Annotated in this window: 10 protein-coding genes; 6 read left to right on the forward strand and 4 right to left on the reverse strand. The window is 68.2% G+C overall.

Features of this window, described 5'->3' with window-relative positions:
* Positions 1-1,020: rod shape-determining protein (locus tag ACFDSW_RS12840; protein ID WP_375250681.1), on the reverse strand; the 1,020-nt coding region annotated here is incomplete at its 3' end.
* Between the two features lie 138 nt (positions 1,021-1,158).
* Here ACFDSW_RS12840 and mutL point away from each other — a divergent pair.
* Genes mutL through ACFDSW_RS12855 form a run of 3 tightly spaced genes read left to right on the forward strand, consistent with a single transcriptional unit; the run spans position 1,159 to position 3,609 of the window.
* A complete protein-coding gene (gene mutL, locus ACFDSW_RS12845; RefSeq protein ID WP_375250682.1) occupies positions 1,159-1,836 on the forward strand; it encodes a DNA mismatch repair endonuclease MutL in 678 nt (225 codons plus the stop codon).
* A 48-nt stretch (positions 1,837-1,884) separates the two neighbouring features.
* Positions 1,885-2,967: a hypothetical protein gene (locus tag ACFDSW_RS12850; protein ID WP_375250688.1), complete on the forward strand. Its 1,083-nt coding sequence runs from the start codon at positions 1,885-1,887 to the stop codon at positions 2,965-2,967.
* A 3-nt stretch (positions 2,968-2,970) separates the two neighbouring features.
* Positions 2,971-3,609 (forward strand): YoaK family protein, encoded by a 639-nt coding sequence (locus ACFDSW_RS12855; RefSeq protein ID WP_375250683.1) that lies wholly within the window; start codon positions 2,971-2,973, stop codon positions 3,607-3,609.
* Positions 3,610-3,942: 333 nt separating this feature from the next.
* Here the strand turns inward: ACFDSW_RS12855 and rplI are convergent, their stop codons facing one another.
* The 3 genes from rplI to rpsF are packed head-to-tail and all read right to left on the reverse strand — an operon-like array spanning position 3,943 to position 5,198.
* Positions 3,943-4,536 carry a 50S ribosomal protein L9 gene (rplI, locus tag ACFDSW_RS12860; protein WP_375250684.1) on the reverse strand — a complete coding sequence of 198 codons (594 nt, stop codon included), beginning with the start codon at positions 4,534-4,536 and terminating at the stop codon, positions 3,943-3,945.
* Between the two features lie 12 nt (positions 4,537-4,548).
* The gene (rpsR, locus tag ACFDSW_RS12865) at positions 4,549-4,773 is read right to left on the reverse strand and encodes a 30S ribosomal protein S18 (protein WP_007403456.1); all 225 of its coding nucleotides are present in this window, start codon (positions 4,771-4,773) and stop codon (positions 4,549-4,551) included.
* On the reverse strand, positions 4,773-5,198 hold the full coding sequence (gene rpsF, locus ACFDSW_RS12870) for a 30S ribosomal protein S6 (RefSeq protein ID WP_375250689.1): 426 nt from the start codon (positions 5,196-5,198) through the stop codon (positions 4,773-4,775). The genes rpsR and rpsF overlap by 1 nt, the downstream gene beginning before the upstream one ends.
* 206 nt (positions 5,199-5,404) lie before the next feature.
* Here rpsF and ACFDSW_RS12875 point away from each other — a divergent pair, with 206 nt between their 5' ends.
* The 3 genes from ACFDSW_RS12875 (at position 5,405) to fabG (ending at position 8,831) form a co-directional block, all read left to right on the forward strand.
* Positions 5,405-6,886, forward strand: a complete 1,482-nt coding sequence (locus ACFDSW_RS12875; RefSeq protein ID WP_375250685.1) for a hypothetical protein — start codon at positions 5,405-5,407, stop codon at positions 6,884-6,886.
* A 31-nt stretch (positions 6,887-6,917) separates the two neighbouring features.
* Positions 6,918-7,877: an ACP S-malonyltransferase gene (gene fabD / locus ACFDSW_RS12880; protein ID WP_375250686.1), complete on the forward strand. Its 960-nt coding sequence runs from the start codon at positions 6,918-6,920 to the stop codon at positions 7,875-7,877.
* A gap of 159 nt (positions 7,878-8,036) precedes the next feature.
* Positions 8,037-8,831: a 3-oxoacyl-[acyl-carrier-protein] reductase gene (fabG, locus tag ACFDSW_RS12885; protein WP_375250687.1), complete on the forward strand. Its 795-nt coding sequence runs from the start codon at positions 8,037-8,039 to the stop codon at positions 8,829-8,831.
* Positions 8,832-8,859 lie beyond the last annotated feature (28 nt).

Genomic DNA, 8,859 nt, shown 5'->3' on the forward strand with positions numbered 1-8,859 from the left:
GCGGAACATCGGATCCTCCAGCGCGCGTCCGGTGCCGATCGCGACGCAGATCAGTGGATCGTCCGCCACGGTGACGGGCAGCCCGGTTTCGTCGCGCAGCACCTCATCCAACCCCTGCAGCAGCGCACCGCCGCCCGTCAGCACGATTCCCTGGTCGACGATGTCCGCCGCCAGTTCCGGCGCGGTATTCTCCAGCGCGATCCGCACGCCATCGACGATCGTCGCGACCGGCTCACTGACCGCCTCGGCGATCTGCGCCTGATTGATCTGGATTTCCTTCGGGACGCCGTTGACCAGATCGCGCCCCTTGATGTGGACGGTCTTGCCGATGCCGTCGACCGGCGGCTTGGCGCAGCCCAGTTCCTGCTTGATTCGCTCAGCGGTCGCTTCGCCGATCAGCAGATTGTGGTTGCGGCGGACGTAGCTGACGATCGCCTCGTCCATCTTGTCGCCGCCGACGCGCACCGACGTGGTATAGGCGAGCCCGCGCAGCGACAGCACCGCGACCTCGGTCGTGCCGCCGCCGATATCGACCACCATGCTGCCGACCGGCTCGGTCACCGGCATGTCAGCGCCGATCGCCGCCGCCATCGGCTCCTCGATCAGATAGACCGCGCTGGCGCCGGCATTCTGCGCGGCGTCGCGGATCGCGCGGCGCTCCACCTTGGTCGAGCCCGAGGGGACGCAGATCACGATCTCCGGCCAGCGCATGAAGCGGCGACGGCCATGCACCTTCTCGATGAAATATTTGATCATCTGCTCGGCGACATCGATATCGGCGATCACGCCGTCGCGCAGCGGGCGGATCGCCTCGATCGTCCCCGGCGTCTTGCCCATCATCAGCTTGGCATCGTCGCCGACCGCCTTGACGCGCTTCTGCCCGTTGATCGTTTCCACTGCGACCACCGACGGTTCGTTCAGCACGATTCCGCGACCGCGCACGTATACCACGGTGTTCGCGGTTCCGAGGTCGATCGCCATGTCATGCGAGGTCATCTTGAACAAGCGCGAGAATACCATTGACGTTGCTGTCCGTTGCCTTTGGTCGCCGGGAGTATGTCCGGCCGTGGTCGTCCGTCTCCCGGTCGCACCGGTGATCGTCTTTCGACGGCGTCTGCGGGGTCGCGGGATGCGGTCGATTGGGCTAGGGACTGTCCTGTGTCAATACGTCGCCTACCCACGCATCTGGTCAATCGCATCGCCGCCGGTGAAGTGGTCGAAAGACCGGCCAGTGCGTTGAAGGAATTGGTCGAGAATGCGATCGATTCCGGGGCGTCGCGCATCGCGGTGGTGCTGGCCGCGGGCGGGATCGAGCGGATCGAGGTTTCCGACGACGGGTGCGGCATGGCACCGGCCGAAATCGCGCTGGCGCTGGAGCGGCATGCCACCTCCAAATTGCCCGACGAGGCGATCGATCGAGTCGTCACGCTGGGGTTTCGCGGCGAGGCGTTGCCGTCGATCGCTTCGGTCGCGCGGCTGACGATCGAGAGCCGGCCCCGCGGCATGGAAGGGTGGTCGCGCACGGTGAACAATGGCGTGCTCGAGCGTGACGGCCCTGCCGCGCTGCCGCCGGGTACGCGGGTGGTGGCGGAGGCCTTGTTCGCGCACGTGCCTGCGCGTCGCAAGTTCCTGCGCTCGCCGCGTGCCGAATATGCGGCGTGCCTCGACGTCGTCCGGCGGCTGGCGATGGCGCGGCCCGATATCGCCTTTACCGTCGAGCATGACGGGCGCCGCACCCTGTCGGTCGTCGCGGCGGAAGGACGGCCGGCGCGCGTCGCGGCGCTGACCGACCGCGCGCTCGCCGACAACAGCGTGACGATCGACCTGGAGCGCTAGGGCCATGTGCTGGGCGGCGTGGCGGGATTGCCCACTTTTCATCGCGGGGTGGCGGACCACCAATATCTGTTCGTCAATGGCCGCCCGGTGAAGGACCGCCTGTTGATCGGCGCGATCCGAGGCGCCTATGCCGAGATGATGCCACGCGACCGGCATGCGGTGGTGGCGCTGTTCATCGATGTGCCGCCGAGCGAGGTCGATGTGAACGTGCACCCCGCCAAGACCGAAGTACGTTTCCGCGATCCCGCGCTGGTCCGCGGCATGATCGTCTCGGGGCTGCGTCGTGCGCTCGACGCGGCGGGGCACCGCGTGGCGCATGAGGCGCCGGCCGACGTGATGGGATTGTGGCGTCCCGAGTCGCCCGGTGGCGATCCGCTTAGCGGCACCGCCGGGCCGGCGGCGCCGGCCTTCTGGTCGAATCCGGACGAATTGGCCTTCACCCCCGGCGGCCACGCGGTCGGCATGGTGGCGGATCGCCGTACCGGCTTCACCGTCCCGCCGCCGCTGGCACGTGCCGAGCCCGCCTGGGCGCCCCCGCCGGAGCGCGCGGACTTCCCGCTCGGCGTCGCCAGGGGGCAAGTGGCGCGAACCTATATCGTCGCCGAGGCGCAGGACGGGTTGGTGCTGGTCGACCAGCACGCCGCGCACGAGCGGCTGGTGCTGGAGCGGATGCGGGCCGCGCTGAACGGCGGGCGCGTGGCGTCGCAGGCGCTGTTGCTGCCCGAGGTGGTCGAGCTGGACGAGGCCGCGTGCGATCGGCTGGAGGTGCGAGCCGCCGAGCTGGCGGATTTCGGCCTCGAAATCGAGCGCTTCGGCGCGCGCGCGATACTGGTCCGCGCGACGCCGGCGTTGCTGGGGCAGGGCGATCCGCGCGGGCTGGTCACCGATCTGGCCGATGAACTGGCCGCCTATGACGAGGCATTGTCGCTGCGCGAGCGGCTTGATGCGGTGGCGGGAACGATGGCCTGCCACGGGTCGGTTCGCGCCGGGCGCGTCCTGTCGGTGGCGGAGATGAACGCGCTGCTGCGCGAGATGGAGGTGACCCCGCATTCCGGGCAGTGCAACCATGGCCGGCCGACCTGGGTGAAGCTGGCGCATGGCGATATCGAGAAACTGTTCGGGCGACGCTGACCGATGGTACGTCATCCGCGAAGCGATTGGTTGCTGGCGGCGTGCCTGTCGTGGCTGGCGGGCTATGTTGACGCGCTTGGGTTCCTGCGCATGGGCGGGTTGTTCGTTTCGTTCATGAGCGGCAATTCGACGCGACTGGCGGTCGGATTGGTGCGTGATCCGGCGGTGGCCAGGCTGGCGGCGGGACTGGTCGGCGCGTTCATCGTCGGGGTGATCCTGGGCGCTCTGGTGGCCGGCCGGCGCCCCCGCCGACAACGGGCGGCGGTGCTGGCGCTGGTGACGCTGCTGCTGGGTGGCGCGGCGATCCTGTCCGGCGGCACGGCAGCGCGCTGGACCGTGTTTGCGCTCGCGATGGCGATGGGCGCGGAAAACGCGGTGTTCCTGCGGGACGGGGAAGTCAGCATCGGCGTGACCTATATGACCGGCACGCTGGTCAAGCTCGGTCAGCGCATCGCGCTGGCCCTGCGGGGTGGCGCGCGCTGGGGCTGGGTGCCGTATCTGCTGCTATGGGGCGGGTTGATCGCGGGCGCGGTGACGGGGGCGGTGGCGTTCGTTCACGCTGGCGGCATGAGCATCTGGATCGCGGTGATCGTCGCCGGCGTGCTGTCGCTGATGAGCATGACCCCGATGTGGCGCGGCTAGCGCCGTCCGCCGTTTTTTTCATTCAGACTTCCGCAACCTTTGGCCGCGGCGGGCATTCTGCCTTCGACCCGAACGGAAACGAGAAAGTCCGCCAGGAATGAGACAGATTTTCCCAATTGTTCTGGCACTTATGCCGTTCGCTGCCGTGCTCGGCGCGTTCGTGGCGGTGCCCTGAACCACGGCCCCCCCGGGCGTCGCGCCCCCCACCCCCCGCTAGCGGCGCCCAATTGAAAGGCCCGCCCGGAGCGATCCGGACGGGCCTTTCTTTATGCCTGATGGCCAGGTGAATGGCCGGGCGGGGCGCGCATACGACCCGCCCGGCAGGAGCGGGGATCAGGCCTGCGCCTGCTCCTCCTGCGTCTCGGCGGTTACGCCCGGCTCGGCGTTCGGGTCGTAATCCTCGGTGAAGCCGCCCTGGTCGCGGCCTTCCTCGAAGACCTGCGCCATGACATCGACACCCGCCGCCTGCATCTCGGCCTCTTCGGGCGAGCGGGCGACATTGACCTTCACGTTCACCGCGACTTCCGGGTGCAGCTGCACGCGAACGTCGTAGACGCCGATGGCCTTGATCGGGCGATCGAGCACGATCTGGCTCTTCGACACCTTGTGGCCGTCGGCGACCAGCGCGTCGACCAGATCGCGCACCGCGACCGAGCCGTACAGCTGGCCGACGTTCGACGACTGGCGGATCAGCGTGACCGACGCGTCCTTGAACGAACCGGCTTCCTTCTCCGCGTCGCTACGACGCGCGGCATTGTCGCTCTCGATACGAGCGCGGTTCGCCTCGAACACCTTGCGGTTGGCTTCGTTGGCGCGCAGCGCCTTCTTGTTCGGCAGCAGGAAGTTACGGGCGAAACCGTCCTTCACCTTCACTACGTCGCCGATGGCGCCGAGCTTCTCGACGCGCTCAAGCAGAATGACGTCCATGGATCGGACTCCTTACTTAACGACGTAGGGCAGCAGGCCCAGATGACGGGCGCGCTTGATCGCCTGGGCGAGTTCGCGCTGCTTCTTGGCGCTCACCGAGGTGATGCGCGACGGGACGATCTTGCCACGCTCGGACACGAAGCCCTGGAGCAGACGGACGTCCTTATAGTCGATCCGGGGCGCATCCTTGGCGCTGAACGGGCACGACTTGCGACGACGGAAAAACGGACGCGCCATTATGCGGCCTCCTCTTCACGATCACGACGGGGGCGATCGCCGCCGCGGTCTCCACGCTCGCCACCGCGCTCGCCGCGGTCGGCACGACGCTCGCGATCACGCTCCTGCTTGCGCATCATCACCGACGGGCCGGCTTCGTGGCCGTCGACACGGACGGTCATGTAGCGGATCACGTCTTCGTTGATGCTGGTCTGACGCTCCAACTCGGCGACGGTGTCGCCCGGGGCGTCGATCTCGAGCATCACATAATGCGCCTTGCGGTTCTTCGCGATGCGATACGCGATGCTGCGCAGGCCCCAGGTCTCGGTCTTCACGACCTTGCCGCCGTGATCCTCGACAATCTTCGTGGCGGCTTCCGCCAGCGCGTCCACCTGCGCCTGTGCCAGATCCTGGCGCGCAAGGAACACGTGCTCGTAAAGAGCCATGTCTTTCCTCATTGTTGGCCGATCGCTGACGGACGCCCCATGCGCACCGCCCCTCCGGCTGTCGTCTGCAAAGGCAAACGGGCGGAAAAGGCATCGCCTTCCGCCCGAAGCGAGCGCGCTATGCCGCAGGTCCATGGCAAAAGCAAGCGTGGCATCGCCGTGGCGCGGATACCAAATGGCAAGCCGCGCGCGCTAGGCAGGGAACGATGGTCGCCGCCTCTCCGCCCGATACCCCCGCGCACGACGCACCAGGGCCGCCCTGGCATCGCCTCTGGGCGCTGTCCCTGATCCTGGCGATCGTCGCGGCGCTGCTGGTGGGGTGGATTGGCTATATCGCCTCGGACGACGCGCTATATTACCGGGGGGCGGCGCGCTGGTTGAGCGATCCCCCCTTTGCCGGTAGCGATCATTGGACGACGCGCTTCCCGGTGGTGGTGCCGTTCGCGGCGATGATCGCGCTGCTGGGGCACGGCTATCCCGCCTTCGCCGCGACCGCGCTGCTGTTCTATATGCTCTTGATCGCCGTGATGATGCGGCTCTGCGCCAGCATCGCCGGCGCGCGGTCTGGATGGATCGCCGCGATCCTGACCGCGACATTGCCGGTGGTGGTGGCCAGCGCTACCACTGTCGGCACCGATCTGGCGGAGGCGAGCGCCTTGCTGATCGGCGTGATGCTGCTGACGGGCGCGCGCGCCGGCTCCGCGCGCGGGATCGCGGCGGGGGGAGCATTCGGTGTGGCGATCCTGTGCCGCGAGACGAGCGTGCTGCCGCTCGCCGCGCTGGGCGCGATCTTCCTGTCCGGGCGGCCGGTCGAACGCCGGCTGCTGGTCGCGGCGGGGCTTGGGATCGTGCTGGTGCTCGGTGCCGAGGCGGTGTTCCAATATGCGGCAACGGGCGATGCGTTGCGCCGCTACGATCTCGCCTTTCACCACGACGCTCATATCGATCGCGCCGCCAACAGGGAGGGCAACCTGCTGCTATGGGCGCCGGTCGATCCGCTGCTGGTGCTGCTGGTCAATGACGATTTCGGCCTGTTGTTCTGGGTCCTGCCGCTCGCGTGGTGGCAGGGCAGGGGCCGGTTGACCTCGCCACGCGCGATCGTCCTGGCCGCGATGGCGTTGGCCAGTTTCGCGCTGGTGGCGGTGCTGGTGCACAAGCTGGTGCTCAACCCGCGCTATTTCCTGCTTCCCGCCTTGGCGGGGGTGGCGTGGGTCGCGGCGTGGCTGGCGTGGTTGGCGCCCGCCCGGCGCACGATGATCATGCTGGCCATGGTCGGCAGCAATCTGCTGCTGCTGAGCGCCGCCAACGTTCACCCGCGCTGGACGATGGAGGTGCTCGTCGAGGCCAGCCGCAGCTATCCGCACGAGGTGGTCGCCGCTGATCCGCATATCGTCGCGATCGCGCGGGAATCGCTGGCCTTTGCCGGGCGTCGCAATGTCGCGCCCGGGCCGGCCGGGCCGGGGCGGCTGGTCGTGGTCGAAGCGGACGAAGCCCCCGCCGGTCGCATCGTCGCACGCTATCCGGCGCCGCCTACGCGGATCGGCGCCATGATCCGGTCGATCGGGCTGGAACCCTGGATTCCCGCCCCGATCGCGCGGCGGATGTTCCATCCCGGCGCGGACGTCGTGCTCGTGCGGACGTCCGCCGGGGCGTGCCGGAGGTTGACCGCGCCGCCCTGCGCCGCCTAGCAGCGCATCCCTTCGTTCAAGGAGAGGCACGATGCGCGCGTTCATCTTTCCCGGTCAGGGCAGTCAGTCGGTCGGCATGGGCGTCGCGCTTGCTGACGCCTCCGCGGTCGCGCGCGAGGTGTTCGGAGAAGTCGACGAGGCGCTCGGCCAGAATCTGCGCCGGCTGATGGCGGAGGGGCCGGCGGACGAACTGACGCTGACCGAGAATGCGCAGCCCGCGATCATGGCCAATGCCATCGCCACCCTGCAGGTGCTGGTGCGCGAGGGCGGCGTGTCGCTGGCGGACAAGGCCGATTTCGTCGCGGGCCATTCGCTGGGCGAATATAGCGCGCTCTGCGCGGCGGAAGCGCTTGACCTGACGACCACCGCACGGCTGCTCAAGCTGCGCGGGCGCGCGATGCAGGCGGCGGTGCCGGTCGGGGAAGGCGCGATGGCGGCTCTGCTGGGCGCGGACGTTGAGAAGGCGCAGGTGATCGCCGGTGCGGCGGTCGACTCGATCGCGGCAGAAGGGGGACCGGCGCTCGTCTGCACCGTCGCCAATGACAATGATCCGCTGCAGGTGGTGATCTCAGGTCACCGTGTCGCGGTGGAGCGCGCGGTGGCGCTCGCCAAGGAGATGGGCGCGAAGCGGGCGCTGCTGCTGCCGGTATCCGCGCCGTTCCACTGCCCGCTGATGGAAGATGCCGCGCGGGTGATGGAGGGCGCGTTGGCCAAGGCCGAACTGCGCGCGCCGCTGGTGCCGGTGTACGCCAATGTCGATGCCGTGGCTGTCGCCGATCCGGGCGCGATCCGGCGGTTGCTGGTCGAGCAGGTAACGGGCCGGGTGCGGTGGCGGGAGTCGGTGTTGGCGATGGTCGATGCCGGCGTGACCGAGTTCATCGAGTTCGGCGGCAAGGTGCTGGCGCCGATGGTCAAGCGCATCGCGCCGGACGTGGCGACGGTGAGCGTGGTGTCGATGGACGATATCGAGGCGGTGCTAAAGACGATTTAGGGTTCGCGCCAGGCACGCCGAGGACGCAGAGCAGGTGAGGGACATTGATGCCGTCAGTGGCGACGTTCCTGACGTCGCGGTGTGCCTGGATCGGCAATTCGGGTCGGGATGCCCCGCGTCCTCTGTGCGAATCCGCTGACTCGTACTACGGAGAATGAGATGTTCGACCTTACAGGCATGACCGCGCTGGTCACCGGCGCTTCGGGCGGTATCGGCAGCGAAATTGCGCGAGCTCTGACGCTTCGGGGCGCGCGAGTAGCATGGTCTGGTACGAGCGAAGAGAAGTTGCAGGCCGCCCGGCGGGCCGCGAACGTGCTGCGTGATGGTGAAAATGTCTCGTCCTCGCCGGATCATGGCGCCGACGATATGGATCACCCCATCCTTCCGTGCGACCTGTCGGACGCCGCCGCCGTCGACGCGCTGGTGCCGCAGGCGGTAACGGCGCTGGGCGGGCGGCTCGATATCCTCGTCAACAACGCCGGGGTCACGCGCGACAATCTGGCGATGCGGATGAAGGACGAGGAATGGGATCAGGTGATCCGCGTCAATCTGGAAGCCGCCTTCCGCCTGATCCGCGCCGCCGCGAAGCCGATGATGAAGCAGCGTTTCGGCCGTGTCGTGTCGATCACCTCGGTCGTCGGGCAGACGGGCAATCCCGGCCAGGCGAACTATGCTGCCTCGAAGGCGGGGCTGGTCGGCATGTCGAAAGCGCTGGCGCAGGAACTGGCGAGCCGCAACATTACGGTCAATTGCGTGGCGCCGGGCTTCATCCGCTCGGCGATGACCGATGGCCTGCCCGATGCGCAAAAGGCCGCACTGACGCAGCGGATCCCGGCGGGGGCGCTCGGGACGGGGGAAGACATCGCGGCCGCGGTCGTGTATCTGGCGTCGCGGGAAGCGGGGTACGTCACCGGCCAGACGATCCACGTCAACGGCGGGATGGCGATGGTGTAAGCGCCGGCGTGGCCATGTGACTGTCCCG

The sequence above is a fragment of the Sphingomonas sp. genome, assembly GCF_042091075.1.
GTDB lineage: Bacteria > Pseudomonadota > Alphaproteobacteria > Sphingomonadales > Sphingomonadaceae > Sphingomonas.